The organism is Enterobacter sp. C4G1, assembly GCF_052886895.1.
Window position 1 is genome coordinate 1,801,255 of sequence record NZ_JBQVVV010000001.1, and the last position, 25,143, is coordinate 1,826,397.

Annotated in this window: 22 protein-coding genes; 8 read left to right on the top strand and 14 right to left on the bottom strand. The window is 54.4% G+C overall.

Annotation, left to right across the window (positions count from 1 at the left end; genetic code table 11):
- The first annotated feature begins 46 nt into the window (after positions 1 to 46).
- A complete protein-coding gene (locus ACT9TW_RS08695) occupies positions 47 to 280 on the top strand; it encodes a YgdI/YgdR family lipoprotein (protein WP_182059537.1) in 234 nt (77 codons plus the stop codon).
- Positions 281 to 316: 36 nt separating this feature from the next.
- On the opposite strand, the gene ACT9TW_RS08700 is transcribed toward ACT9TW_RS08695, so the two are convergent.
- From ACT9TW_RS08700 to idnO, 3 genes are read right to left on the bottom strand one after another with little or no spacing between them, the layout of a single operon-like run.
- Entirely contained in the window at positions 317 to 784 is a 468-nt protein-coding gene (locus ACT9TW_RS08700; RefSeq protein WP_446492145.1) for a YhcH/YjgK/YiaL family protein, read from the bottom strand.
- Positions 781 to 1,311 (bottom strand): gluconokinase, encoded by a 531-nt coding sequence (locus tag ACT9TW_RS08705; protein ID WP_446492146.1) that lies wholly within the window; start codon positions 1,309 to 1,311, stop codon positions 781 to 783. The genes ACT9TW_RS08700 and ACT9TW_RS08705 overlap by 4 nt, the downstream gene beginning before the upstream one ends.
- Positions 1,312 to 1,324: 13 nt before the next feature.
- Positions 1,325 to 2,089, bottom strand: a complete 765-nt coding sequence (idnO, locus tag ACT9TW_RS08710; RefSeq protein WP_446492147.1) for a gluconate 5-dehydrogenase — start codon at positions 2,087 to 2,089, stop codon at positions 1,325 to 1,327.
- Between the two features lie 244 nt (positions 2,090 to 2,333).
- Between idnO and ACT9TW_RS08715 the strand changes: the two genes are divergently transcribed.
- From ACT9TW_RS08715 to folA, 6 genes are all read left to right on the top strand, one after another.
- Complete coding sequence (locus ACT9TW_RS08715) at positions 2,334 to 3,326, top strand: LacI family DNA-binding transcriptional regulator (RefSeq protein ID WP_436354274.1); 993 nt, start codon at positions 2,334 to 2,336, stop codon at positions 3,324 to 3,326.
- A 133-nt stretch (positions 3,327 to 3,459) separates the two neighbouring features.
- Entirely contained in the window at positions 3,460 to 4,407 is a 948-nt protein-coding gene (locus ACT9TW_RS08720; protein ID WP_446492148.1) for a 2-hydroxyacid dehydrogenase, read from the top strand.
- 73 nt (positions 4,408 to 4,480) lie between these two features.
- Positions 4,481 to 5,785 (top strand): MFS transporter, encoded by a 1,305-nt coding sequence (locus ACT9TW_RS08725; RefSeq protein ID WP_446492149.1) that lies wholly within the window; start codon positions 4,481 to 4,483, stop codon positions 5,783 to 5,785.
- Positions 5,786 to 5,881: 96 nt separating this feature from the next.
- Complete coding sequence (gene kefF, locus ACT9TW_RS08730; protein ID WP_014068860.1) at positions 5,882 to 6,412, top strand: glutathione-regulated potassium-efflux system oxidoreductase KefF; 531 nt, start codon at positions 5,882 to 5,884, stop codon at positions 6,410 to 6,412.
- Positions 6,405 to 8,270: a glutathione-regulated potassium-efflux system protein KefC gene (gene kefC, locus ACT9TW_RS08735; RefSeq protein WP_446492150.1), complete on the top strand. Its 1,866-nt coding sequence runs from the start codon at positions 6,405 to 6,407 to the stop codon at positions 8,268 to 8,270. The genes kefF and kefC overlap by 8 nt, the downstream gene beginning before the upstream one ends.
- Before the next feature lie 114 nt (positions 8,271 to 8,384).
- Positions 8,385 to 8,864 (top strand): type 3 dihydrofolate reductase, encoded by a 480-nt coding sequence (gene folA / locus ACT9TW_RS08740; RefSeq protein WP_008502023.1) that lies wholly within the window; start codon positions 8,385 to 8,387, stop codon positions 8,862 to 8,864.
- A 37-nt stretch (positions 8,865 to 8,901) separates the two neighbouring features.
- On the opposite strand, the gene apaH is transcribed toward folA, so the two are convergent.
- Genes apaH through lptD form a run of 6 tightly spaced genes read right to left on the bottom strand, consistent with a single transcriptional unit; the run spans position 8,902 to position 15,655 of the window.
- On the bottom strand, positions 8,902 to 9,750 hold the full coding sequence (gene apaH / locus ACT9TW_RS08745; protein WP_446492151.1) for a bis(5'-nucleosyl)-tetraphosphatase (symmetrical) ApaH: 849 nt from the start codon (positions 9,748 to 9,750) through the stop codon (positions 8,902 to 8,904).
- A 4-nt stretch (positions 9,751 to 9,754) separates the two neighbouring features.
- A complete protein-coding gene (gene apaG / locus ACT9TW_RS08750; protein ID WP_446492152.1) occupies positions 9,755 to 10,132 on the bottom strand; it encodes a Co2+/Mg2+ efflux protein ApaG in 378 nt (125 codons plus the stop codon).
- Positions 10,133 to 10,135: 3 nt separating this feature from the next.
- On the bottom strand, positions 10,136 to 10,957 hold the full coding sequence (gene rsmA, locus ACT9TW_RS08755; RefSeq protein ID WP_166717860.1) for a 16S rRNA (adenine(1518)-N(6)/adenine(1519)-N(6))-dimethyltransferase RsmA: 822 nt from the start codon (positions 10,955 to 10,957) through the stop codon (positions 10,136 to 10,138).
- Positions 10,954 to 11,940 (bottom strand): 4-hydroxythreonine-4-phosphate dehydrogenase PdxA, encoded by a 987-nt coding sequence (pdxA, locus tag ACT9TW_RS08760; protein WP_446492153.1) that lies wholly within the window; start codon positions 11,938 to 11,940, stop codon positions 10,954 to 10,956. Before pdxA ends, rsmA begins: the two co-directional genes overlap by 4 nt.
- Positions 11,940 to 13,226 carry a peptidylprolyl isomerase SurA gene (surA, locus tag ACT9TW_RS08765; RefSeq protein ID WP_446492154.1) on the bottom strand — a complete coding sequence of 429 codons (1,287 nt, stop codon included), beginning with the start codon at positions 13,224 to 13,226 and terminating at the stop codon, positions 11,940 to 11,942. The genes pdxA and surA overlap by 1 nt, the downstream gene beginning before the upstream one ends.
- Positions 13,227 to 13,279: 53 nt before the next feature.
- A complete protein-coding gene (gene lptD, locus ACT9TW_RS08770; RefSeq protein WP_446492155.1) occupies positions 13,280 to 15,655 on the bottom strand; it encodes an LPS assembly protein LptD in 2,376 nt (791 codons plus the stop codon).
- 239 nt (positions 15,656 to 15,894) lie between these two features.
- Here lptD and djlA point away from each other — a divergent pair, with 239 nt between their 5' ends.
- Positions 15,895 to 16,716 (top strand): co-chaperone DjlA, encoded by an 822-nt coding sequence (gene djlA, locus ACT9TW_RS08775; RefSeq protein ID WP_182059551.1) that lies wholly within the window; start codon positions 15,895 to 15,897, stop codon positions 16,714 to 16,716.
- A gap of 30 nt (positions 16,717 to 16,746) precedes the next feature.
- On the opposite strand, the gene rluA is transcribed toward djlA, so the two are convergent.
- From rluA to araA, 5 genes are all read right to left on the bottom strand, one after another.
- Positions 16,747 to 17,406: a bifunctional tRNA pseudouridine(32) synthase/23S rRNA pseudouridine(746) synthase RluA gene (rluA, locus tag ACT9TW_RS08780; RefSeq protein ID WP_446492156.1), complete on the bottom strand. Its 660-nt coding sequence runs from the start codon at positions 17,404 to 17,406 to the stop codon at positions 16,747 to 16,749.
- A 12-nt stretch (positions 17,407 to 17,418) separates the two neighbouring features.
- The gene (rapA, locus tag ACT9TW_RS08785; RefSeq protein ID WP_315687903.1) at positions 17,419 to 20,325 is read right to left on the bottom strand and encodes an RNA polymerase-associated protein RapA; all 2,907 of its coding nucleotides are present in this window, start codon (positions 20,323 to 20,325) and stop codon (positions 17,419 to 17,421) included.
- A gap of 127 nt (positions 20,326 to 20,452) precedes the next feature.
- On the bottom strand, positions 20,453 to 22,810 hold the full coding sequence (polB, locus tag ACT9TW_RS08790) for a DNA polymerase II (protein WP_446492157.1): 2,358 nt from the start codon (positions 22,808 to 22,810) through the stop codon (positions 20,453 to 20,455).
- 74 nt (positions 22,811 to 22,884) lie between these two features.
- Complete coding sequence (gene araD / locus ACT9TW_RS08795; RefSeq protein WP_446492158.1) at positions 22,885 to 23,580, bottom strand: L-ribulose-5-phosphate 4-epimerase; 696 nt, start codon at positions 23,578 to 23,580, stop codon at positions 22,885 to 22,887.
- Between the two features lie 52 nt (positions 23,581 to 23,632).
- Positions 23,633 to 25,135, bottom strand: coding sequence for an L-arabinose isomerase (gene araA, locus ACT9TW_RS08800; protein WP_446492159.1), 1,503 nt, complete (start codon positions 25,133 to 25,135; stop codon positions 23,633 to 23,635).
- Positions 25,136 to 25,143: the final 8 nt, after the last annotated feature.

Genomic DNA, 25,143 nt, shown 5'->3' on the forward strand with positions numbered 1-25,143 from the left:
TGGTTAGGTCGATAACGAAATCCAACTGAATGCAGGGGAAAACACCATGCAAAATAAATTACTTATCACTTCTGTCTTTGCTGCTGCAGCGCTGTTCACCGTCGCGGGCTGTTCCTCTAATCAGGCATTAAAAACCACCGATGGCAAAACCATCGTCACTGACGGGAAACCGCAGGTCGATGAAGATACCGGTATGGTGTCTTACAAAAATGCTGAAACCGGTAAAACGGAGCAGATTAATCGTGACCAGGTGAAGTCGATGGATGAACTGGATAACTGATTGATGGCGCTGGCCCGTGAGGGCCAGCGTTGTGCTTTAGAGCAGGTCGTTATTGATTTTGACAACAATCTTGTGCAGCGGTGCGCCAGCATCAAGGGCACTCATCGGACGGTGTAATTCCCCAGGGAACAGGATAGCCAGCTCAAAAGGATGGAGATGGATCAGCGATTCACTGCTGATGTGTTCGCAAAAACCAAGGTCGTGAGCCGCATTAAACGGACCATCGGGTGTAATGGTCAGTCCCTTATTACCTGCGCCAATAATCTCTTCCCCCGTCAGGACGATATGAATATCAATGTACTGATGATGGTACTCCGGGCGTTGTTCGGCCAGCGGGCGCGTTTCGCCTTCGACGACGGTAAAAAAGATATTATCGCCATCAACGGTATATTTACCCGCAGGCAGGCTGAGCGGATCCTGAGCGATAACCGCCTGTAACGCGGTACGGATAACCGGCGGATAGAGTGCATTTTTAGCCGCTGTGGCTAAGGTATCGATAATCATGCCAGCATCTCCCTGGAGTGCGCTTGGTCGAGTAACGTTAAGGCGTTCGCCACGATCTGCGCCACCGTCGGGGCGATATCAATGGCGACAATATCGGTTTCGCTGCTGTCCGGGGCTTCCAGCGCGGCAAACTGGCTGCGCAGTAATGCTTCTGGCATAAAATGGCCTTTACGTTGCTGCATGCGGGCCAGAATGCAGTCGTAATCGCCCGTTAGCCAGAGGAAGCGAACTTTGTTGCTTCCTTTACGCAGCTGGTCGCGATAGCGCTTTTTTAGCGCGGAACAGACCAGCACGCCGGATTCATTCTTCTGCTCAAGGCTAAAAATGACGTCGGCGATACGCTCCAGCCACGGCTGACGATCGTTATCATCAAGCGGCTGACTGGCCGCCATTTTGACAATATTCTGCCGTGGGTGAAGGTCATCACCATCGATGAATTTAGCCCCCATCTGCTGCGCGATAGCGTGTCCTACCGTTGTTTTCCCGGTGCCAGATACGCCCATCAGGATGATGCATTGCCCTGTCATAGTGCCTCCGGATTCACACTGCCACCAACATGCCGCCATCCACGAACAACAGATGGCCGTTGACGAAGTTAGACGCGCTGGAAGAGAGAAAAACCGCTGCGCCAACCAGCTCCTGCGGATTGCCCCAGCGCGCCGCCGGAGTGCGTTTGCACAGCCAGTCAGTAAACGCTTTATCATCGACCAGCGTCTGCGTCATCGCCGTTTTGAAGTAGCCCGGCGCGATACCGTTAACCTGAATGTTATGGCGCGCCAGCTCAACGCACATACCGCGCGTCAGCATTTTGACCGCCCCTTTCGCGGCGGCATAAGGGGTGATGGTGTCACGGCCCAGCTCACTTTGCATGGAGCAGATGTTGACGATTTTACCCTGCTGGCGGGCGATCATCCGTTTAGCAACGGCCTGCGACACTAAAAATACCGCCGTCTGATTCACGGAAATAACGTCATTCCATTCCTGAACCGGGAATTCAGTAAAAGGATGGCGGCGTTGAATACCGGCGTTATTAAATAATACGTCGATGGCGCCTATTTCTTTTTCAATCTGGCTAATAGCATTTTCTACGCAGTCCGCATCCGTGACATTAAATACGGCAGGATATGCCGTCGCGCCTTCATCGCGTAATTTCATGACCGCATCGTTAGCCCGGGTTTCAGAAATATCATTAATGATAATTTCCGCGCCATATTGCGCCAGACCCTGAGCCATCACAAAGCCAATTCCCTGACCTGCGCCTGTAATTAAAATGCGTTTACCTTGTAAGCTGAAAAGATCTTTCATCTTGATATCCTGATTAACGGCTGAAAACGGAAAACGTTGTGGGTTCTATCTCACGGATTTTCGGCAGATGAAACTGTGATGAGGATCACTTCAAATCGTGTTACGAAAAGGGGTTACGTTAAACGTGAGGCGGGGCGGTAAATCCCGCGCCAGGAGAGGGTGATAGCGGCCTCACGTGATTCTCTTTTCCTGCGCTGGCAGGCATAATGGCCTGATGTGGTAGCGGTTATTGACGGGTTAACTGATGAAGGCACAACGTATTACGCTTAATGATATCGCTGAGCTGGCTGGCGTAACGAAGATGACCGTTAGCCGCTATTTACGCACGCCGGATAAAGTGAAACCCGAAACCGCCGAGCGTATTGCCAGCGTAATTGCGGAAATTGGTTACGAGCCTGATCCGGATAATCCTGCCATGAGCAGTACCGTGGTGCCGCGCATTGGCGTACTCATACCTTCTTTCCATAATCAAATATTTGCCGATCTGTTAGCCGGTATTGAGTCGGTTACGGCGGCGCACGGCTATCAAACGCTGGTGGTGAACTACGACTACGACCGCCAGCGTGAAGAAGAGCAGATTGCGGCAGTGCTGGCGTTTAATGTCAAAGGCCTGTTATTGACCGAGTCAGTGCATACCCTGCGGGCAGAAAAGTACCTCAACGCCGCGAAAATCCCTGTTGCGGAAGTGATGGGGTTGTCGGATAACCCCGGGCGCATTAACGTGGGTTTTGACAATTTCAAAGCGGGCCTGGATATGACCAACATGCTGCTGGCAAGCGGAAAGCGGCACATCGTCTATTTTGGATCGATGTCGGACGTCCGTGATGAGCAGCGTTACGCAGGGTATTGCCAGGCGATGGAAGCGGCAGGCCTGACGGTAGGGCGTATTGCGCCCAACAAGGTTTCGTCTGTCTCTATCGGGACGGGCATGATGACGCTGGCGCGCCAGATGTACGCCGATATGGACGGAATTCTGTGTACCAACGACGACCTCGCCGTTGGCGTGTTACAGGAGTGCCTGGCATCGGGTATTCGCGTCCCGCAGACGCTGGCGATCGCCGGTTTTCACGGGCTGGAGATTGGCCAGGTTGTCTCCCCGCGTCTGGCAAGCGTACTGACGCCGCGCGCTGAAATGGGCAAAGTCGCCACTGAAATCCTGATCAAGAAAATCAAAGGGCTACCGACTATTGAGAAGGTCGATCTGCACTACCGCCTGTCGATGGGCGAAACCATCTAATTTGTCTTACCGATCACGGAGCCTGTAACAGCGCTTTTTAACACGATTCAGCGTGACGAAGATCGCAAAAAACCCTACAAAAAACCCGTTTGATAGTGACCACTGTCGTTATGAACTTCAAACAGGTGATCCCATGAATACTCTTTCTCGCGCCGTCCTTCTGGTGGCTCCCGTTATTGATACCCTGCAAGCCCAGCTTGCCGCTGAGTTCCCGCTGTTTCGCCTGTATGAACAAGATGATCCCATCGCGTTTCTGCGTGAACAGGGGGAGAACATTGCCGCCGTGGTTACGCGGGGCGATGTGGGGGTGCAAAACAGCGTTCTGGAGCTGCTGCCGCACGTGGGGCTGGTGGCTATCTTTGGCGTGGGGACCGATGCGGTGGATCTGGACTATGTGCGCTCCCGCCAGATTGCCGTCTCGATAACGTCTGGCGTGTTAACCAATGATGTCGCCGATCTGGCAATGGGGCTGTTGCTCAGTGGCGCACGCCAGCTGTGTCAGGGCGATCGTTTTGTCCGGGAAGGGCGCTGGCTTAACGGTGGTCTGCCGCTGGCAACCCAGGTGAGTGGCAAGCGTATTGGCCTGCTGGGGATGGGGAATATCGGCCAGGCCATTGCCCGCCGTGCCGCGGGTTTTGATATGCAGGTGCTGTACCACGACCGTAAACCTGTCGAGGGGCTTGGGTATCAGTGGTGCGCGGACCTGCATACCCTGGCGCATCAGAGCGACTTCCTGGTGATTGCCGCATCCGGTGGCGAGGCTAACCGGGGGATCATCGATGCCTCGGTACTGAATGTGATGCCGACACACGCATGGTTGATCAACATCGCTCGTGGCTCGCTGGTGGATGAGCAGGCGCTGATTAAGGCGTTACAAAACGGTGTTATCGCCGGGGCTGCTCTGGATGTTTTTGAAGATGAGCCGCATGTTCCGGCTGAACTGATCGCACTAGAGAATGTAGTTTTGCAACCGCACGTCGCCAGTGCCACCCATGAAACCCGCCAAAAAATGAGTGACGTGGTATTTGCCAACGTGGCGGCTTATTTTGCGGGTACAAAATTACCTAACGCGATTAATTAATACTTCACGTTTTATCTCTGTACCTGGTTCTCATGTAATGACAACAATAACCTCTGCATAGAGAGTGCGAAATATGAACGATAACATTCCCAGCACCCGTTGGTTGCGTATTATTACGCCGGTATTAATTGCCTGCATTATTTCGTTTATGGATCGGGTTAATATTAGTTTCGCCCTGCCCGGAGGAATGGAAGCTGATTTAGGTATTACCAGCCAGATGGCGGGTGTTGCCAGCGGTATATTTTTTATTGGTTATCTATTCCTGCAAATACCGGGGGGACGGATTGCCGTAAATGGCAGCGGTAAGCGCTTTATTGCCTGGTCGCTGGTGGCATGGGCGATAGTGTCGGTCGCGACGGGTTTTGTCACCCATGAATATCAGCTGCTGGTACTGCGCTTTATTTTGGGTGTGTCTGAAGGTGGGATGCTGCCTGTAGTGCTGACGATGGTCAGTAACTGGTTCCCTGAGAAAGAGCTCGGGCGCGCCAATGCGTTTGTGATGATGTTTGCACCACTGGGCGGGATGCTGACCGCCCCCGTTTCGGGTGCCATCATTGCCGCACTCGACTGGCGCTGGCTGTTTATCATCGAAGGCCTGCTGTCGCTGGTAGTACTGGCAGTGTGGTGGTTTATGATTAGCGATCGCCCGGAAGAAGCGCGCTGGTTGCCGCAGGCTGAACGGGAGTATCTGGTGAAAACCCTCGCGGCGGAGCGGGCGGCAAAACTGGCCGAAGCACCTGTGAGCAAGGCTCCAGTGAAGGATGTCTTCCGTAACCCGGGTCTGATGAAGCTGGTTATTCTTAACTTCTTCTACCAGACCGGTGATTACGGTTATACCCTCTGGCTACCGACCATCCTTAAAGGGCTGACGGGCGGCAATATGGCGAGCGTGGGGTTCCTGGCGGTTCTGCCGTTCGTGGCAACGCTCGCCGGGATTTATGTGATTTCACTCTTCAGCGATCGCAGCGGAAAACGCCGCCTGTGGGTACGCTTCTCACTGTACTGTTTCGCTGCTGCGCTGATTGCGTCTGTAGTGCTGCGTGAGCATGTGGTAGCCGCCTATATCGCGCTGGTTATCTGCGGGTTCTTCCTGAAAGCGGCGACCAGCCCGTTCTGGTCCATGCCGGGGCGGATTGCCGCACCTGAAGTGGCCGGTAGCGCCCGTGGGGTCATCAACGGCCTGGGGAATCTCGGGGGATTCTGTGGTCCGTATCTGGTTGGGGTGATGATGTATCTATATGGTCAAAATGTTGCCGTGTGCGCGCTGGCAGGATCGCTGTTGATAGCCGGAACCATGACCTTCCTGCTGCCGAAAAAATGCGACCTTGCCACACAGGTGGCGGATGAAGCCGTCAACAAAGAGCCGCGCAGTGCCTGAGCGCTGGATACATAAATAACAGTTATCATTGTAACCGGTTCGATTAACTGTCTACACTCTTGCTGAAAGGCAATATGCGTAAAGACAGGCAAATAAATGATTCTGATAATTTATGCGCATCCTTATCCGCAGCACTCTCATGCGAATAAACGGATGCTTGAACAGGCAGGGACGCTCGACGGAGTGGAAATCCGCTCTCTTTATCAACTCTACCCCGACTTTAATATCGACATCGCCGCCGAACAGGCGGCGCTCTCTCGTGCTGATCTGATTATCTGGCAGCACCCGATGCAGTGGTACAGCACCCCTCCGCTACTTAAACTGTGGATCGACAAGGTCTTTTCTCACGGCTGGGCCTATGGTCACAACGGCAAGGCCTTGAAGGGTAAAAGCCTGATGTGGGCCGTGACCACCGGCGGCGGTGAAAGCCACTTTGATATCGGCTCCTTCCCGGGATTTGACGTGCTGGCCCAGCCTTTACAAGCAACCGCGCTCTATTGCGGGCTCAACTGGGTGCCTCCATTTGCGATGCACTGCACCTTTGTGTGTGACGATGAAACGTTACAGGCGCAGGCGCGTCACTATAAACAACGCTTAATTGAGTGGCAGGAGACGCACAATGGATAGTCATACGCTCATACAGGCGCTGATTTACCTTGGCGCGGCGGCACTGATTGTGCCGGTTGCGGTGCGTCTGGGGCTGGGTTCTGTGCTCGGCTATCTGATTGCCGGGTGTGTCATCGGGCCGTGGGGCCTGCGTCTGGTCACGGATGCCGAGGCGATTCTCCATTTCGCTGAGATTGGCGTTGTGCTGATGCTCTTTGTGATTGGCCTTGAGCTTGATCCCCAGCGGCTATGGAAGCTTCGCGCCTCGGTCTTTGGCGGCGGTGCGTTACAAATGGTGGCCTGCGGTGTGCTGTTGGGCGGCTTCTGCATTTTGCTGGGTATGGACTGGAAAGTAGCCGAGCTTATCGGCATGACGCTGGCGCTTTCTTCTACCGCCATTGCCATGCAGGCGATGAACGAACGTAACCTGACCGTCTCTCAGATGGGGCGCAGTGCGTTCTCGGTGCTGCTGTTCCAGGATATTGCCGCCATTCCGCTGGTTGCGATGATCCCGCTACTGGCGGCAAGCGGCTCTTCAACGACGCTCGGCGCCTTTGCGCTGTCGGCGTTAAAAGTGGTGGGTGCGCTGGCGCTGGTTATTTTGTTAGGACGTTATGTTACGCGTCCATTGCTGCGGTTTGTCGCCCGTTCAGGCCTGCGTGAAGTCTTCAGTGCCGTGGCGTTGTTCCTGGTATTTGGCTTCGGTTTACTGCTGGAAGAGGCCGGACTCTCGATGGCGATGGGGGCATTCCTGGCGGGTGTACTGCTGGCAAGCTCTGAATACCGTCATGCACTGGAAAGCGATATCGAGCCATTTAAAGGACTGTTACTGGGGCTCTTTTTCATCGGCGTGGGGATGTCTATCGACTTTGGCACGCTGGCCACGCACCCGCTGCGGATAATCCTTCTGCTGGTGGGCTTCCTGGTTATCAAAATGGGGATGCTGTGGCTGATTGCCCGCCCGCTGAAGGTGCCGAATAAACAGCGTCGCTGGTTTGCGGTGCTGCTGGGGCAGGGAAGTGAATTCGCCTTTGTGGTCTTTGGCACCGCGCAAATGGCAAATGTGCTCGACCCGGAGTGGGCGAAAGCGTTAACCCTTGCGGTGGCACTGTCGATGGCGGCGACGCCGGTTCTGCTGGTCGTGCTGACGCGTCTGGAAAAATCAGGCAGTGAGCAAGAGCGCGAAGCCGATGAAATAGATGAAGAACAACCGCGCGTTATCATCGCCGGATTCGGGCGTTTCGGGCAGATAACCGGTCGTTTGTTGCTTTCCAGTGGGGTGAAAATGGTGATCCTCGACCACGATCCTGACCACGTGGATACTCTGCGTAAATTCGACATGAAAGTCTTCTACGGCGATGCGACCCGTGTCGATCTGCTGGAGTCCGCAGGTGCGGCAAAGGCCGAAGTGCTGATTAACGCCATTGACGATCCGCAGGCCAGCATGGAGATGGTCGAGCTGGTTAAAGAACATTTCCCGAATTTGACGATCATCTCGCGTGCACGCGATGTGGATCATTATATCCAGCTGCGCCAGGCAGGGGTTGAAGCGCCGGAACGTGAAACATTCGAAGGGGCACTTAAATCTGGCCGAATGGCGCTGGAAAGCCTGGGACTGGGGGCGTATGAGGCCCGCGAGCGTGCAGACCTGTTCCGTCGTTTCAACACCGACATGGTGGAAGAGATGGTGGCAATGGCGGGCAGCACGGCATCCGAGCGGGCGGCGGTCTTTAAACGCACCAGTGCGATGCTGACGGAAATCATTAATGAAGACCGTAATCATCTGTCGCTGGTGCAGCGTCACGGCTGGCAAGGAACGGAAGAGGGTAAACATACCGGTAACCCGGAAGACGAACCTGAGAGTAAACCTTCAGCGTGAAGTGGTGTTGCCAGCAATATTAAAAAATTTCTGTTTCTTTACTCTGCCGCCAGTCGACGAAAGATTAAGCTTTCCGTATAGTGGCGGCAATTTTTTGCATCCGGGAAATTTTCAATGATCAGTCTGATTGCAGCGCTGGCGGTAGACCGCGTTATCGGTATGGAAAACGCCATGCCGTGGAACCTGCCTGCCGATCTCGCATGGTTTAAGCGTACTACGTTAAACAAGCCGGTAGTGATGGGCCGCCTGACCTGGGAGTCGATTGGTCGTCCATTACCTGGCCGTAAGAATATCGTTATCAGTAGCCAGCCGGGCACTGATGATCGTGTTGAATGGGTGAAATCCGTAGACGAGGCCATTGCAGCCTGCGGTAACGCCGAAGAGATCATGGTTATCGGTGGCGGTCGTGTGTACGAACAGTTCCTGCCAAAAGCGCAGAAGCTGTATCTGACGCATATTGATGCGGAAGTGGAAGGGGATACGCATTTCCCGGATTACGATCCTGACGAGTGGGAATCCGTGTTCAGCGAATTCCACGACGCTGATGCGCAGAACTCACACAGCTACTGCTTCGAAATTCTGGAACGTCGTTAAGTGTTTTTCCCTCTCCCACCGGGAGAGGGAATTATCCTCAGTAGGCGACGGCCTCGTCTTCCCCTAAGTCACGCTGTCGGTTAGATGGCTGCACAAAGTAAGCTTTATCTTCCCAGCGTAAACAGGTCAACACCCCGCCCCAGCAACATCCCGTATCCAGACCGTAGACGCCTTCAGGCGTGCCTTTACCCTCAAGTGAAGCCCAATGCCCGAACACCACGCTGTACTCGTTGGTTACCGGCCCAGGAATGGCAAACCAGGGTTTGAGCGGCGCAGGCGCACTCTCCGGTGTCTCTTTGGAGTACATATCCAGCTGCCCGTTCGGGAAGCAGAAGCGCATACGCGTGAAGGCATTAGTAATAAAACGCAAACGTGCCAGCCCGCTGAGATCTTCACTCCAGTGGTTCGGCATATCGCCGTACATGGCATCAAGGAAGAACGGATACGAGTCGCTTGCCAGCACTGCTTCAACGTCGCGCGCACAGGCTTTAGCCGTTTCGAGATCCCATTGCGGGGTTATCCCGGCGTGCGCCATGAGCAGTTTTTTGTCTTCATCGATTTGCAGCAGCGGCTGACGACGAAGCCAGTTGATCAGGTCATCGGCGTCTGGTGCCTCGAGCAGAGGGGAAATCCTGTCTTTCGGCTTATTACGGCTGATCCCGGCATATACCGCCAGAAGATGCAGGTCATGGTTGCCCAGCACCATCCGTACATTGTCGCCCAGAGATTTTACAAAGCGCAGAACGTCAAGGGAGCCAGGACCGCGTGCCACTAAGTCACCCGTTAGCCAGAGTGTGTCCTGACCAGGCGTAAAGTCGACCTGTTTTAACAATGCGATCAGTTCATCGTAGCAACCGTGAACGTCGCCAATCAGATATGTAGACATTGGATTAGTGAATGAGTGTTGTAACGGCAAGACGGAACACGGGAATAGCAATGCGGAAGGCATTACCGTCGGCGTCGACCATTTCGTAATGGCCTTCCATGGTACCCAGCGGTGTTTCAATAACCGCACCGCTGGTGTACTGATACTCTTCGCCAGGATCGATGTGCGGTTGTTCACCCACCACACCTTCGCCCTGGACTTCGATTTCGCGGCCATTGCCGTTCGTGATAAGCCAGTAGCGCCCAAGCAGTTGCACAGGCATCCGCCCCAGATTGCGAATGGTTACCGTGTAGGCAAAGACAAAACGCTCTTCATCCGGTGTGGACTGGGACTCGATGTAGACGCTTTGTACATGAACACAGACGCGGGGCGAATCAATCATGGCTTAACTCTCCTTCGGCGGGGCATTTTCGCTGATGTAATTAGCCAGCTTGCAATACTGCTCTACGGAGATGTTCTCCGCACGCATTGCCGGGTCGATCCCTAACTCAGCTAACACCTCAACGCTAAACGAGTTGCTCAGGCTGTTACGGATCGTTTTACGGCGCTGGTTAAAAGCTTCAGTGGTAATACGGCTCAGCACGCGCAACTCTTTGACCGGATACGGTTTCACTTTATGCGGGACAAGGCGTACAACTGCTGAATCCACTTTTGGCGGTGGCGTAAAGGCGGATGGCGGTACTTCGAGCACCGGGATCACGTTGCAGAAATATTGTGCCATTACGCTTAAACGACCATACGCTTTACTGTTCGGCCCTGCAACCAGACGATTAACAACCTCTTTTTGCAACATGAAGTGCATGTCGGCAATGGCATCAGTATAGCTAAACAGGTGGAACATCAACGGCGTAGAGATGTTGTACGGCAGGTTACCAAACACGCGCAGCGGCTGCCCCATTTTTTCTGACAGCTCGCCAAAGTTCATGGTCATGGCATCTTGCTGATAAATGGTCAGCTTTGGCCCCAGGAACGGGTGCGTTTGCAGACGTGCCGCCAGGTCGCGGTCAAGTTCGATAACGGTCAGTTCGTCAAGACGCTCGCCTACTGGTTCGGTCAGTGCGGCAAGGCCCGGGCCGATTTCGACCATAGCCTGGCCTTTCTGCGGATTAATGGCAGAAACGATACTTTCGATCACAAACTGATCGTTGAGAAAGTTTTGCCCGAAGCGTTTACGGGCTAAGTGGCCCTGATGGACTCGATTAGTCATTGAGTATTAACAATCATTTTGATGGCGAGATTAAGCGCCGTAATAAAACTGCCGACATCCGCTTTTCCCTGGCCTGCCAGATCCAGCGCAGTACCGTGGTCAACGGACGTTCGAATAAAGGGTAAACCGAGGGTGATATTCACGCCACGGCCAAAGCCCTGGTATTTTAGCACGGGCAAGCCCTGATCGTGGTACATCGCGAGCACGGCATCGGCATTATCCAGGTATTTTGGCTGGAAAAGGGTATCCGCAGGCAACGGCCCGCTAAGATTCATCCCTTTTGCACGCATTTCTTCGAGCACCGGAATGATAGTGTCTATCTCTTCCGTGCCCATATGCCCACCTTCTCCGGCATGTGGATTTAGCCCGCAAACCAGGACGTGTGGCTGTTTGATCCCAAATTTCGTTTGCAGGTCATGATGCAAAATCCCGATGATCTCGCGTAAGAGTTCAGGGGTAATGGCGTCAGGGATAGCCTTGATGGGCAGATGCGTTGTCACCAGCGCAACCCGCATCTCTTCGGTTGCCAGCATCATAACCACTTTTGAACTGTGCGAGCGTTCTTCGAAGAACTCGGTATGCCCGGTAAAAGGAATACCTGCTTCGTTGATAACACCCTTGTGCACGGGGCCGGTGATTAATGCGGCAAATTCACCCTTCATGCAGCCATCACAGGCACGTGCCAGCGTCTCGACAACATAGTGGCCGTTTTCAGTGCTGAGCTGGCCTGGGGTAACGGGTGTACGAAGGGGAACAGAAAGAAGGGTTAAGGTACCGGCTTGTTGCGGTGCTGGCTGTTGGCCTTCAACGTAGGGGAGCAGAGTTAAAGGCAGACCGAGCAATTTTGCCCGGTCTTGTAACAGTGTTGCATCAGCACAGACGACCAGTTCAACCGGCCAACTGCGTTGAGCCAGTTGGACGACGAGGTCGGGACCAATCCCGGCGGGTTCGCCGGGAGTGATAACAACACGATGTTGTTTCATTAGTTGCTCAGTATTTTCACGTAAGCGCTGGCGCGTTGTTCCTGCATCCAGGTTGCCGCTTCTTCAGAGAATTTGCGGTTAAACAGCATACGGTAAGCTTTGTCTTTCTGCGCTGCATCGGTTTTATCCACGTTGCGGGTATCCAGCAGTTCGATCAGGTGCCAGCCAAAGGATGAATGCACAGGGGTGCTCATCTGGCCTTTGCTGAGCTTCATCAGCGCATCGCGGAACGCAGGATCGTAGATATCCGCAGCCGCCCAGCCAAGATCGCCGCCCTGGTTAGCAGAGCCAGGATCCTGGGAGAATTCTTTCGCCGCGTTAGCAAACGAGGTTTTACCGCTCTTAATATCTGCTGCGATTTGTTCCAGTTTTGCGCGAGCCTGATCGTCAGTCATGATCGGTGACGGTTTCAGGAGAATATGGCGCGCGTGCACTTCCGTTACGGAAAGGCTCTGGCTCTGGCCACGCAGATCGTTAACTTTCAGAATGTGGAAACCCACACCTGAACGGATTGGACCGATGATATCGCCTTTCTTCGCCGTGCTCAGCGCCTGAGCAAAGATAGATGGCAGTTCCTGAATACGCCCCCAACCCATCTGGCCGCCTTTCAGCGCCTGCTGGTCGGCAGAATAAGTGATCGCCAGTTTACCGAAGTCACCGCCGTTACGTGCCTGTTCAACGATAGAACGCGCCTGGCTTTCCGCTTCAGCTGCCTGATCGGAAGTTGGGTTTTCCGGCAGTGGGATCAGGATGTGGCTCAGGTTCAACTCGGTGCTGGCATCGTTCTGATTGCCAACCTGCTTCGCCAGGGCATCCACTTCCTGAGGCAGGATGGTGACGCGGCGGCGAACTTCGTTGTTACGCACTTCCGAAATCAGCATCTCTTTGCGGATCTGGTTACGGTAAGTTGGGTAGTTAATGCCATCGTAGGCCAGACGACTACGCATCTGATCCATGGACATGTTGTTCTGCTTAGCAATGTTCGCAATCGCCTGATCGAGCTGCTCGTCAGTGATCTTCACGCCCATTTTCTGACCCATCTGTACGATAATCTGATCCATGATCAGACGTTCCAGGATCTGGTGGCGCAGCGTGGCGTCATCAGGAAGCTGCTGACCTGCTTCACCCGAGTTGAGCTTCACAGATTTCATTAAACCGTCAACGTCACTTTCAAGCACGACGCCGTTGTTCACCACAGCAGCGACTTTATCGACAACCTGGGGGGCTGCGAAGCTGGTATTCGCAACCATAGCGATACCGAGCAGCAGCGTTTTCCAGTTCTTCATACTTTTTCCATTTCAATTAACCGCATAGCGGATTACGTGGTAAATCAAGCACATTACAAAGAAGTACGGTACGGCAGAATGTTCGAGCGCAGCATCTGCTGTGTGCCCAGGCCATAGTTAGAGCTCAGGCCGCGCAACTCGATATTGAAGCCAAACACGTTATCGTATTCGCTTTGATTATTTTTGGTATCCCAACCGTTAAGTTTGCGTTCGTAACCGACACGCAGCGCGTAACAGCAGGAGTTGTATTGCAGCCCTAACATCTGGTCTGCTGCTTTATTCGCATTGGTATCGAAGTAGTACGCCCCGACAATAGACCAGCGGTCGGCGATAGGCCAGCTTGCGACTGCACCCACCTGCGAAATACCGTCTTTATACTGAGGTTTAGTCCAGGTCGTATCACTGCTGTTTTTCGGCAGTGTCGCCTGAATGTACTCAGGACTGGCATAACGATAGTTCAGCTGAATCAGTCGGTCTTCATCACGACGGTACTCGATAGTGGCAGTACTGTTGGCGATATTATCCAGACGGGTATCATACTGCACACCACCGCGCAGGCCCCAGCGGTCAGTCATACGCCAGTAAGTATCACCAGCCCAGACGACAGAACCTGTTTTGTCATTATTCTCCCACTGAATATTTTGCGCATCTCCTGTACGTGACTCGGTGAAATAGTAGATTTGACCAACAGAAACGTTAAAACGTTCAACTGCTGCGTCATCATATACACGCGTTGTCACACCCGTGGTGAGCTGGTTAGCCGAAGCGATACGGTCAAGACCACCATAGGTACGGTCACGGAACAGGCCGCTGTAGTCAGATTGCAGCAGCGAGGAGTCATAGTTGTTGATGTTACTTTGGTCACGATATGGCACGTACAGGTACTGCATGCGCGGCTCGAGAGTCTGGGTGTAACCCTCCGTCAGGTTCATATCGCGTTCGAAGATGAGCTTACCGTCCATCTTGAATTGCGGCAGCGTACGGTTTACTGACTCTTCAAGATGAGCGTCATTGCTCGTGTTGTAATCATCAATATTTTTCTGCTGATAGTGGGTCGCCATCAGCTTGGCTTCGGTGTTCAGGCTTGCCCAGTCGTTAGACCACGGAAGGCTGACTGTCGGCTCTAAGTGAACACGCGTGGCTTCCGGCATATTGGAACTGGTATTCACGAAATGCACAGCCTGGGCGTAAACGTGGGTATCGAAAGGCCCAACGTCGTTCTGGTACCAGTTAACGTCAAGCTGCGGCTCCGCGCCGTAGGTGCTGTTTGTCTGGTTCGAGAATACCTGGAACTGTTTGGTCGATACGGTGGCGTTGAAGTTCTCAATGGCATAACCCGCACTGAATTTCTGCGTTGCGTAGCCATCGGTACTTGAACCGTACTTGGAATCGAAGTCGTTGAAATAATAAGAGTCGCTGACCTTGGTATAATCAACGTTGAAACGCCAGACCTGATCCATCACCCCGGCATGACGCCAGTAGAACAACCAGCGGTGGCGATCGTCACCCGACGGGTTTTTGACACTGTCGTCTTTGTAGACATTATCCGACGGCAGGTAATCAAACTCCATCAGGCCTGTGCCTGCCTGGGTCAGATAACGGAATTCGTTCTGCCACTGAATGTTACCGCGCTTGTGGATATAGTGCGGAGTGATCGTGGCGTCCATGTTTGGCGCAATGTTCCAGTAATACGGCAGGTAGAACTCAAAGTAGTTCGTGGTGCTGTATTTGGCATTCGGGATCAGGAAGCCTGAACGGCGTTTGTCGCCAACCGGTAATTGCAGATATGGGCTATAGAAAACAGGAACCGGGCCGAGTTTGAAACGTGCGTTCCAGATCTCTGCAACCTGCTCTTCGCGGTCGTGGATAACTTCACTGCCCACAACGCTCCAGGTGTTTGAACCTGGCAGACACGAGGTAAATGTCCCGTTTTCCAGAATGGTGTAGCGGTTTTCACCGCGCTGTTTCATCAGGTCTGCGTCACCACGCCCCTGACGTCCTACCATCTGGTAGTCACCTTCCCAGACGTTAGTATCTTTGGTATTCAGGTTTGACCAGGCTTTCGGACCTTTCAGGATGACCTGATTGTCGTCGTAGTGCACATTACCCAGTGCATCCACCGTACGTACGGGCTCGGCCGCACCTTCTGGCTGCTTCTGATGCAATTGCACTTCATCTGCCTGCAAACGGCTGTTACCCTGGTTAATATCCACATTGCCCGTAAACGTGGCATTGTCGGGGTAAGTACCTTTTGAGCTGTCGGCAGTAATGGTTACCGGCAAGCTATTCGTATCGCCCTTCACCAGTGGGCGATTATAACTTGGGACGCCAAGCATACACTGCGAGGCGAGATCGGCGGCCAGCCCCTGGTGGCTATACAGGGCGGTGCCAATCATTGTGGCCAGGAGGGTGGGGATACGTTTTTTCATACGTTGTATTTATTGTTCCGTCATCAGTGGCTACGGCTTACAAACGCTCAGAGACTATCTTACTCATCAGCGCAGTACCAGCGTTAATCCTGCCCGTTTGCGCGCCAGAGTGTTAGGCTCGCTATCGAATGACGAGTATGATAATGCAAATTATAGGCGATGTCCCTCAATTGACCGTGGCTCGACCACTGTAATGATGGAGTTACGTCAAACCAGGAACATGACTATTCGGGGAGTATATGCAGTATTGGGGTAAAATAATCGGCGTTGCGTTCGCAATAATGATGGGCGCAGGGTTCTGGGGTATCGTTCTCGGCCTCATTATTGGCCATATGTTTGATAAGGCGCGCAGCCGCAAAATGGCCTGGTTTGCTAACCAGCGCGAGCGCCAGTCACTCTTTTTCTCCACCACGTTTGAGGTTATGGGTCACTTAACCAAATCAAAAGGGCGTGTGACGGAAGCGGATATCCAGATTGCCAGCGTGTTTATGGACCGCATGAGTCTGCACGGTGAGTCTCGCCTGGCGGCGCAAAACGCGTTTCGCGTCGGTAAGGCGGACAACTATCCGTTACGCGAAAAAATGCGTCAGTTCCGCAGTATCTGTTTCGGGCGTTTTGATTTAATTCGGATGTTTCTGGAGATCCAGATCCAGGCGGCGTTCGCTGACGGCTCCCTGCATCCTAATGAGCGTGATGTTCTTTATGTCATTGCGGAAGAGTTGGGGATTTCCCGCGTTCAGTTCGACCAGTTCCTGCGCATGATGCAGGGGGGTGCGCAGTTTGGCGGGGGGTATCAGCAGCAACAGTCCGCGGGTGGTGGTGGCTGGCAACAGGCGCAGCGCGGCCCAACGCTTGAAGATGCCTGCAACGTGCTAGGCGTGAAATCTACGGACGACGCGACGACCATTAAACGCGCGTATCGCAAGCTGATGAGTGAGCACCACCCGGATAAACTGGTCGCCAAAGGCCTGCCGCCAGAGATGATGGAGATGGCAAAGCAAAAAGCACAGGAAATCCAGAAGGCGTACGAGCTCATTAAAGAGCAGAAAGGATTTAAATAAAAAATGGCCCGACAGTGTCGGGCCATTTTTTTAGAAGTCTACCGGAGCTTTAAACGTCATGGCATTGCCGAAAACCGGATGGGTAATGGTCAGCGTCTGGGCATTGAGTTGCAGACGTGGAGCCATCGCCAGCGCTTCTGGCGGCGCGTAGAATCGGTCACCCAGAATCGGATGTCCCATGGCGAGCATATGCACGCGCAGCTGGTGAGAGCGCCCGGTAATCGGCTTTAACAAGACGCGCGCGGTATTATCCGGCGCGTACTCCAGCACTTCATACTCGGTTTGCGCGGCTTTGCCGGTTTCATAACACACTTTCTGTTTTGGCCGGTTCGGCCAGTCGCAAATCAGCGGTAAATCAACCAGTCCTTCTTCCTGCGCCGGGTGACCCCAGACGCGCGCCACGTACTGCTTTTTCGGCTCGCGCTCGCGGAACTGCCGTTTTAACTCGCGCTCCGCTTCCTTGTTAAGCGCCACCACAATCACGCCGCTGGTGGCCATGTCCAGACGATGTACGGACTCAGCCTGCGGATAATCACGCTGGATACGCGTCATTACGCTGTCTTTGTGCTCATCAAGACGGCCCGGCACGGACAACAAGCCGCTTGGCTTGTTGACCACCATGATGTGCTCATCCTGATACAGAATGACCAGCCAGGGCTCCGTTGGTGGATTGTAGGGCTCCATTACCATTTTGCGCTCCGTTTACTGATGCGTCACAACGATGAGACGCAGGGCATCCAGACGCCAGCTTGCCTGATCCAGGCTTTCCATGACCTGCTGGCGGTTGCTTTCAATCGCCGCAAGTTCATCGTCACGGATGTTTGGGTTCACCGCTTTCAGTGCTTCCAGACGGGAAAGTTCAGCAGACAGCTTTTCGTCAGCTTCGCTGCGCGCAGCATCAATCAGCGTTCTGGCCGCTTTCTCTATCTGGCTTTCACCCAGTTGCAGAATGCTATGCACGTCCTGTTGCACCGCATTAACCAGCTTGCTGCCGGTGTGGCGATTCACTGCACTCAACTGGCGGTTAAAGCTCTCGAACTCGACCTGTGCGGCCAGGTTGGTGCCATTTTTGTCCAGCAGCAGACGCACAGGCGTTGGTGGCAGGAAGCGGGTGAGCTGAAGCTGTTTTGGCGCCTGCGCTTCAACAACGTAGATAAGCTCTACCAGCAGCGTACCTACCGGCAGCGCCTTGTTTTTCAACAAGGAAATAGTGCTGCTGCCGGTATCGCCAGAGAGGATCAGATCCAGACCATTGCGGATAAGCGGGTGTTCCCAGGTAATGAACTGTGCATCTTCACGGGACAGGGCAACATCACGCTCAAAGGTGATGGTGCAGCCATCTTCCGGCAGACCCGGGAAATCAGGGACCAGCATGTGATCGGACGGCGTCAGGACGATCATGTTCTCACCGCGATCGTCCTGGTTGATCCCAACGATGTCGAACAGGTTCATGGAGAAGCTGATCAGGCTGGTGTCGTCATCCTGCTCTTCGATGCTCTCAGCGAGAGCCTGCGCTTTCTCGCCGCCGTTGGAGTGGATCTCCAGCAGACGGTCGCGGCCTTGTTCCAGCTGGGCTTTCAGGGCGTCATGTTTTTCACGGCAGGATTTGATCAGATCGTCAAAACCTTCCGTCACTTCTGGTGCGGCCAGATAACCGATCAAATCGGCATGAACCTGATCGTAAATGGTACGACCCGTCGGGCAGGTATGCTCGAAGGCATCCAGACCTTCGTGGAACCACTGCACCAGTACGGACTGCGCGGTTTTTTCCAGATAAGGGACGTGGATCTGAATATCGTGCGCCTGGCCGATACGATCCAGACGGCCAATACGCTGCTCCAGCAGATCCGGGTTGAACGGCAGATCGAACATCACCAGGCTGCTGGCAAACTGGAAGTTACGGCCTTCAGAACCGATTTCGGAACACAGCAGAACCTGCGCGCCGCTGTCCTCTTCGCCAAACCAGGCTGCCGCACGGTCACGCTCAACGATGGACATGCCTTCGTGGAATACCGCAGCCCGGATCCCTTCGCGCTCGCGCAGCACTTGCTCCAGCTGGAGCGCGGTTGCCGCTTTGGCGCAAATAACCAGAACCTTTTGCGAACGGTGTGCAGTCAGATACCCCATCAGCCACTCAACGCGCGGGTCGAAGTTCCACCATGTGCCGGTATCGCCTTCAAATTCCTGGTAGATCTGCTCTGGATAGAGCATGTCGCGTGCGCGCTCTTCCGCAGTTTTACGCGCGCCCATAATCCCGGACACTTTGATAGCCGTCTGGTACTGGGTTGGCAGCGGCAGCTTGATGGTATGCAGTTCGCGTTTCGGGAAGCCTTTCACACCGTTACGGGTGTTACGGAACAGCACGCGGCTGGTGCCGTGGCGGTCCATCAGCATGTCGATCAATTCCTGACGCGCCGACCCGGCATTGTCGCTGTCGCTATTCGCGGCCTGTAACAGTGGTTCGATATCCTGCTCGCCAATCAGGTCGCTCAGCGTGTTCAGCTCGTCGTTAGAAAGGTGTTTACCAGCCAGCAGCAACGCAACGGCATCGGCGACCGGGCGATAGTTTTTCTGTTCTTCAACGAACTGCTCGAAATCGTGGAAACGGTTTGGATCGAGCAGACGCAGACGGGCAAAGTGGCTTTCAAGGCCCAGCTGTTCCGGCGTTGCGGTCAGCAGCAGCACGCCAGGCACGCGCTCGGCGAGCTGTTCAATCGCCATATATTCACGGCTTGGTGCATCTTCGCTCCAGACCAGGTGGTGCGCTTCATCGACCACCATCAGATCCCATTCGGCATCACACAGGTGCTCAAGGCGTTGCTTGCTGCGGCGCACGAAGTCCAGCGAGCAAATCACCAGCTGCTCAGTTTCAAACGGGTTATCAGCATCATGCTGGGCTTCAGCATAGCGCTCGTCGTCGAACAGCGAGAAACGCAGGTTAAAGCGACGCAGCATCTCAACCAGCCACTGATGTTGCAGCGTTTCAGGAACGACGATCAGCACGCGCTCGGCTGCGCCAGAGAGCAGCTGTTGATGCAGGATCATCCCGGCTTCAATGGTTTTACCCAGACCGACCTCATCTGCCAGCAGTACGCGCGGCGCATGACGACGACCCACGTCATGGGCGATATTCAGCTGGTGCGGGATAAGACTGGTGCGCTGGCCACGCAGGCCGCTCCACGGCATCCGGTATTGTTCACTCTGGAACTTACGGGCGCGATAGCGCAGTGAAAAGCGATCCATGCGGTCGATTTGCCCGGCGAACAGGCGGTCTTGTGGCTTACTGAAGACCAGTTTGCTGTCGAGCAGCACTTCGCGCAGGATGACATTGGCTTCGTCAGTGTCCAGACGGGTGCCAATGTAGGCGAGCAGTCCATTCTCTTCTTTTACGTCTTCAACCTTCAGCTGCCAGCCATCGTGGCTGGTAACGGTGTCGCCCGGATTAAACATCACGCGGGTAACAGGGGAGTCATTGCGAGCGTACAGGCGGTTTTCACCAGTTGCAGGGAAGAGGAGGGTGACCATGCGCGGATCTATTGCAACCACGGTTCCCAATCCAAGTTCGCTTTCTGTATCGCTTATCCAGCGTTGACCAAGTGTAAAAGGCATATGTGTTCGGCTCTAATCTTTAATTGCAGGCAATAGTTCGACCACCGTCAAAAAGACAGTCATCGAAAAATGGGTCCGGGAATGGAAAGGGCGCTATGGTACTGGATGGCAGCGATTTCGTCACGCGTCAAAATAGGCCAAGTTGCCCTGTCACTAGTGTAGCAAAATCGTCGTCGATAAAGGGCAAAATTCCTTCCGCAACGGGTTGAAGCTGACGAGTCAGGTAATGGTCGTAGTCAAGAGGCGATTGCTGATAATCCACGGGTTCAGGGCCGCTGGTGGTCCAGACATATTTAATGGTTCCCCGATTTTGATATTGCTGAGCACGCCCGCGGCGGACGTTTTCTTCGTCGGCCAGACGCGCCGCACGAACATGTGGCGGCACGTTACGCTGATACTCCGCCAGCGGGCGGCGCAGGCGCTTGCGATACACCAACTGGTCATCCAGCTCGCCGGCCATCAGACGGGCTATCGTTTCTCGCACATAGTCCTGATAGGGCTCATTGCGAAACACCCGCAGATAGAGCGTTTGCTGGAACTGCTGCGCCAGTGGCGTCCAGTCGGTGCGTACTGTCTCCAGCCCTTTAAACACCATGCGCTGTTTTTCACCTTCCTGGATCAACCCCGCATAACGCTTCTTGCTGCCCTGGTCGGTACCGCGAATGGTCGGCATCAAAAAACGGCTGAAATGGGTTTCAAATTCCAGCTCTAGCGCGCTGGTTAACCGCTCTTTTTGCAAATGGGTTTGCCACCAGTCGTTTACGAAAGCGACCAGCGCGTTGCCAATCTGCAAGGCATCGTCCTCTGAGTGTGCCCCTTTTAACCACACGAAGGTGGAGTCAGTATCGCCATAGATGACGTCATACCCCCGGGATTCAATCAGCGCTTTGGTCTGACGCATAATTTCGTGCCCGCGCATGGTGATAGACGACGCCAGGCGGGGATCAAAGAAGCGGCAGGCGCTGGTGCCCAGTACGCCATAAAAAGCATTCATGATGATTTTTAACGCCTGGGAAAGGGGTTTGTTGCCATGGCGTTTGGCCTCGTCGCGCCCGTGCCAGATTTGCCCCACAATGTCCGGCAGACAGTGTTTCTCGCGTGAGAAATGCGCTCCGAGAAAGCCTTCGGTACTGTGCACTTCATCCGGTTGCGCCATGCCCTCGACCAGCCCCACAGGATCGATAAGAAACGTGCGGATAATGGACGGGTACAGGCTTTTATAGTCCAGCACCAGCACCGAGTCGTATAGTCCCGGTCGGGAATCCATCACATAGCCGCCAGGGCTTGCCTGTGGGGGGATCTCGCCGAGGTTTGGCGCAACATAGCCCGCCCGGTGCATCCGGGGAAAATAGAGGTGACCAAACGCCGCAACCGAACCGCCGTGCCGGTCGACGGCCAGACCGTTCACCGTGGCGCGCTCCAGCAGGAAAGGCATGATCTCCGTTTTGTGGAAAATCTGCGTGACCAGCTCACAATCTTTCAGGTTATAGGTGGCGAGCGCCGGTTTGTTTTCGTTAAAGCGCCGGTCAATCTCGTCCATCCTGTCCCACGGGTTATCGATGGATTTACCTTCACCGAGTAGCTCCTGCGCCACCGATTCCAGCGAGAAAGAGGAGAAATTCCAGAAGGCGGATTTCAGGGCTTCGATGCCGTCGATAATCAGGCGTCCGTTGGCCTGGGCGAAGAATACGCCGTTTTTAAAACCATGTTCGCGCCATTCGATTTCAGTGTTGCCACGCCCCAGCATCAGCGGAATTCGGTAGCGTTCGGCGTGTTTTTGCAACACCCGCAGGTCAAACTGCACCACGTTCCAGCCGATCAGCACATCGGGGTCGTGCTCGGCAAACCACTGATTCAGTTTTTCCAGCAGCTGAGGGCGGCTGTTAACGTACTCAAGCTGAAAATCCAGCGCGGATGCATCGCCATTTGGCGGCCCGAGCATATAGACAACCCGCTGCCCGCAGCCTTCAAGGCCGATGCAGTACAGTTCGCCATGACGAGTGGTTTCGATATCCAGCGACACCCATTTGAGCGGCGGGCGATAGTGCGGGTTGGGTTTCAGGCGGGCGTTTACCAGCCTGTCGCCTTGCAGGGCGCCATCGACCCAGACCGGCGCGGTAATAAAGCGTTCCATCAGAAAGCGTTCGGGCGGGCGAACGTCAGCTTCATATAGCGTAACACCGGCCTCGCGCAGCAATTTTTCATAGCGCATCAGCTGACGATGGGCGCGGCAATAAAGGCCGTAAACCGGCTGACGGTGGAAATCTTTGAGTTCAAGTGGGGTGAGACGCCAGCCGTTTTCGCCTCGCAGCAGTTGCCTGGCTTTTTCAACGTGGGGTTCGGGGATAAAGGCTACGGACTCTTGCGGTGGCAGCGTGACGTTCAGCGGGCCGTTATCCGTCGCCAGCCAGAACTCAACTTCCGTCCCCTGAGGTGTATCCCGCCAGTGTCGGGTCAGTAAAAAGCCTTCTTGCGCCTGCGCCACGCCGATATCCCATAAAACAAAACCAGGCGTGAGTATAGCCTGGTTGCGTGTTTTGTGCTGGGTATATATACAGTTTATTGGCCGTAATAGGCTTTCGCGCCGTGCTTACGCAGGTAATGTTTATCCAGCAGGGTTTTCTGCATATCCGGCAACTGCGGTGCCAGCTGGCGACAGAAGATCCCCATGTAGGCGACTTCTTCCAGAACGATAGCGTTATGTACCGCGTCTTCGGCGTTTTTGCCCCAGGCAAACGGGCCGTGGGAGTGCACTAGCACGCCGGGCATCTGTGCCGCATCGATTCCCTGTTTTTCGAAGGTTTCAACGATAACGTTGCCGGTTTCCCACTCATACTCACCATTAATTTCTGCATCGGTCATTAACCGGGTGCAGGGAATGGCACCGTAAAAGTAATCTGCGTGCGTTGTGCCGGTTGCCGGGATGGACTGACCCGCCTGTGCCCAGATAGTGGCGTGGCGCGAATGGGTGTGCACAATGCCGCCAATAGTCGGGAATGACTGGTACAACAGGCGGTGGGTTGGCGTGTCGGAAGAGGGCTTTTTCTTCCCTTCAACCACTTCACCGGTGGCAATACTGACCACCACCATATCCTCTGCCGTCATCACGCTGTAATCAACGCCGGAAGGTTTGATAACAAACACGCCTTTATCACGGTCAACGGCGCTGACGTTACCCCAGGTCAGGGTGACAAGATTATGTTTCGGCAGCGCCAGGTTGGCTTCAAGTACCTGACGTTTGAGTTCTTCTAACATGCAATCCTCCAGGAAAAGAGGCCTGCCCTGAGGCAGGCCAAAGGTTCCCCTGTTAACGTTTTGAACCGTAATACACTTCGTTCCAGCGCAGCGCGTCTTTGAAAGCTGGCAGGCGGGTGTCGTTATCGATAACGGTCAGTTCGATGTCGTGCAGTTCAGCGAACTGGCGCATGTCATTCAGATCCAGCGCATGGCTGAACACGGTATGGTGCGCACCACCGGCAACGATCCAGGCCTCTGACGCCGTTGGCAGATCCGGCTGTGCTTTCCACAGTGCGTTGGCGACCGGGAGTTTTGGCAGCGAGTGTGGTGTTTCGACGGCATCCACGCAGTTCACCAGCAGACGGAAACGATCGCCCAGGTCGATCAGGCTGGCGTTAATGGCCGGGCCGGTGCGGGTGTTGAAGATCAGGCGTGCTGGATCGGCTTTGCCACCGATGCCGAGGTGCTGAACGTCCAGGATCGGTTTCTCATCAACGGCGATTGAAGGACACACTTCCAGCATGTGAGAGCCGAGCACCAGATCGTTGCCGTTCTCGAAGTGGTAGGTGTAGTCCTCCATAAAGGAGGTGCCGCCCTGCAGACCGGTTGACATCACTTTCATGATGCGAAGCAGGGCGGCGGTTTTCCAGTCGCCTTCGCCAGCAAAGCCGTAGCCCTGCTGCATCAGGCGTTGTACAGCCAGACCTGGCAGTTGTTTCAGGCCGTGAAGATCTTCAAATGTGGTGGTGAAGGCATGGAAGCCGCCTTGTTCCAGGAAGCGTTTCATCCCCAGTTCAATGCGCGCTGCATCCAGCACGTTCTGGCGTTTGTCGCCGTGGATTTGCGCTGCCGCCGTCAGGCGATAGCTGCTTTCGTATTCATCAACCAGCGCGCTCACGTCGCCATCGCTGATTCCGTTGACAACCTGCACCAGGTCACCCACCGCCCAGGTATTCACCGAGAAGCCAAACTTGATCTGTGCGGCGACTTTATCACCATCAGTGACGGCCACTTCACGCATGTTGTCGCCAAAACGCACCACTTTCAGGTGACGGGTATCTTGTTTAGAGACTGCCTGGCGCATCCAGGAGCCGATACGTTTTTGCGCGTGCTGATCCTGCCAGTGACCGGTTACCACCGCGTGTTGCTGGCGCATACGCGCGCCAATGAAGCCGAACTCGCGGCCGCCGTGTGCGGTCTGGTTCAGGTTCATAAAGTCCATATCAATGCTGTCCCACGGCAGGGAAGCGTTGTACTGGGTATGGAACTGCAACAGTGGTTTGTTGAGGATAGCCAGGCCGTTGATCCACATTTTGGCTGGCGAGAAGGTATGCAGCCACACCACCATCCCGGCACATTTGTCGTCGTAGTTTGCATCGCGGCAGATGTTGGTAATTTCATCTGGCGTGGTGCCCAGTGGTTTCAGCACCAGTTTACAGGGCAGTTTGGCCTCTGCGTTCATCGCGTTAACCACGTGTTCTGCGTGTTTCGTTACCTGTTGCAGCGCTTCCGGCCCATAAAGATGCTGGCTGCCAATGACAAACCACACTTCATAATTATTAAAAATGGTCATTATCGTGT

Bases quoted from the DNA above. Each gene is read 5' to 3' on its own strand.
- rsmA (WP_166717860.1), bottom strand. From the start codon at position 10,957: ATGACTAATCGAGTCCATCAGGGCCACTTAGCCCGTAAACGCTTCGGG.
- lptD (WP_446492155.1), bottom strand. From the start codon at position 15,655: ATGAAAAAACGTATCCCCACCCTCCTGGCCACAATGATTGGCACCGCC.
- kefC (WP_446492150.1), top strand. From the start codon at position 6,405: ATGGATAGTCATACGCTCATACAGGCGCTGATTTACCTTGGCGCGGCG.
- pdxA (WP_446492153.1), bottom strand. From the start codon at position 11,940: ATGAAACAACATCGTGTTGTTATCACTCCCGGCGAACCCGCCGGGATT.
- djlA (WP_182059551.1), top strand. From the start codon at position 15,895: ATGCAGTATTGGGGTAAAATAATCGGCGTTGCGTTCGCAATAATGATG.
- ACT9TW_RS08720 (WP_446492148.1), top strand. From the start codon at position 3,460: ATGAATACTCTTTCTCGCGCCGTCCTTCTGGTGGCTCCCGTTATTGAT.
- araD (WP_446492158.1), bottom strand. From the start codon at position 23,580: ATGTTAGAAGAACTCAAACGTCAGGTACTTGAAGCCAACCTGGCGCTG.
- araA (WP_446492159.1), bottom strand. From the start codon at position 25,135: ATGACCATTTTTAATAATTATGAAGTGTGGTTTGTCATTGGCAGCCAG.
- kefF (WP_014068860.1), top strand. From the start codon at position 5,882: ATGATTCTGATAATTTATGCGCATCCTTATCCGCAGCACTCTCATGCG.
- ACT9TW_RS08715 (WP_436354274.1), top strand. From the start codon at position 2,334: ATGAAGGCACAACGTATTACGCTTAATGATATCGCTGAGCTGGCTGGC.
- apaH (WP_446492151.1), bottom strand. From the start codon at position 9,750: ATGTCTACATATCTGATTGGCGACGTTCACGGTTGCTACGATGAACTG.
- apaG (WP_446492152.1), bottom strand. From the start codon at position 10,132: ATGATTGATTCGCCCCGCGTCTGTGTTCATGTACAAAGCGTCTACATC.
- ACT9TW_RS08725 (WP_446492149.1), top strand. From the start codon at position 4,481: ATGAACGATAACATTCCCAGCACCCGTTGGTTGCGTATTATTACGCCG.
- rapA (WP_315687903.1), bottom strand. From the start codon at position 20,325: ATGCCTTTTACACTTGGTCAACGCTGGATAAGCGATACAGAAAGCGAA.
- idnO (WP_446492147.1), bottom strand. From the start codon at position 2,089: ATGAAAGATCTTTTCAGCTTACAAGGTAAACGCATTTTAATTACAGGC.
- rluA (WP_446492156.1), bottom strand. From the start codon at position 17,406: ATGGTAATGGAGCCCTACAATCCACCAACGGAGCCCTGGCTGGTCATT.
- ACT9TW_RS08700 (WP_446492145.1), bottom strand. From the start codon at position 784: ATGATTATCGATACCTTAGCCACAGCGGCTAAAAATGCACTCTATCCG.
- ACT9TW_RS08695 (WP_182059537.1), top strand. From the start codon at position 47: ATGCAAAATAAATTACTTATCACTTCTGTCTTTGCTGCTGCAGCGCTG.
- surA (WP_446492154.1), bottom strand. From the start codon at position 13,226: ATGAAGAACTGGAAAACGCTGCTGCTCGGTATCGCTATGGTTGCGAAT.
- folA (WP_008502023.1), top strand. From the start codon at position 8,385: ATGATCAGTCTGATTGCAGCGCTGGCGGTAGACCGCGTTATCGGTATG.
- ACT9TW_RS08705 (WP_446492146.1), bottom strand. From the start codon at position 1,311: ATGACAGGGCAATGCATCATCCTGATGGGCGTATCTGGCACCGGGAAA.